The organism is Lysinibacillus sp. OL1, from assembly GCF_004332175.1.
Classification (GTDB): Bacteria; Bacillota; Bacilli; order Bacillales_A; family Planococcaceae; genus Lysinibacillus; species Lysinibacillus capsici.
The window spans coordinates 1-1017 of the sequence record NZ_SJDS01000038.1 but is presented as its reverse complement, the minus strand read 5'-3'; the positions used below and the strand labels follow the sequence as shown (position 1 = coordinate 1017).

Here is a 1017-nt window from a genome sequence, read left to right as displayed (position 1 = left end):
AACGTGAAAATGAACGTTTACGTGCAGAAAATTTATTTTTAAAAAAGTTAGAGGAAATCGAAAGGAGGCGTCGTTAAGCCAAGTACGTCTACAGCAACGCTATTTAGCGATTCAAGAATTACATCGAGAGGAAGAACTTTCGATTCTTTTACTATGTGAAATAGCTGATGTTTCGCGTGCAGCTTACTATAAGTGGCTAAGTCGCAAGCCTTCTAACAGAGAAGTTGAAAATGAAGCAATTTTAAAGGACATTCGTCTCCTTTACCAACAAGTAGATGGTATTTACGGCTATCGTCGTACAACGTTGACAATCAATCGTCAGCGAAAAGAAAATAATCAAACAACGGTTAACGAAAAGCGTATTTATCGTTTAATGCAGATTAGTGGATTGAAGTCTGTTATTCGTAGAAAGCGCAAGCCTTATCGTAAATCTCCAGCACATCATGTGGCGGAGAACGTATTAAATAGAGCATTTGCATCGAAAAAGCCCAATGAAAAATGGTGTACAGATGTCACAGAGTTTAAGTATGGAAATGGGAAAAAAGCTTATTTAAGTGCAATTATCGATTTATATGATGGTTCAATTGTGAGTTATGTGTTAGGTCATTCGAATAATAATTCCCTTGTTTTCAAAACAATAAAATCAGCTATTCAATCATTACAATCAGGCGAACAGCCATTAATACATAGTGATCGAGGTTTTCAATATACATCAAAGGAATTTAAGCGAATTGTGGAAACTGCCAATATGACACAGAGTATGTCCCGTATTGGTCGATGTATTGATAACGGACCAATTGAATCATTTTGGGGCACATTGAAGTGTGAGAAGTATTATTTACATAAGTACGATTCATATGAAGAGTTAAAACTAGCGATTGATGATTATATTCATTTTTATAATTACTATCGTTATCAGAAACGATTAAGCGGTTTAAGTCCGTTAGAATTCAGGACTCAAGCCGCTTAATACATTTTTTATTATTTCAACTGTCTACTTGACGGGGTGCAGTTCAT

Annotated in this window: 1 pseudogene; it reads left to right on the top strand. The window is 35.4% G+C overall.

The features are described 5' to 3' along the window. A pseudogene (locus tag EW028_RS24330) lies at positions 1 to 970 on the top strand (IS3 family transposase); the annotation flags it as partial. Positions 971 to 1017 lie beyond the last annotated feature (47 nt).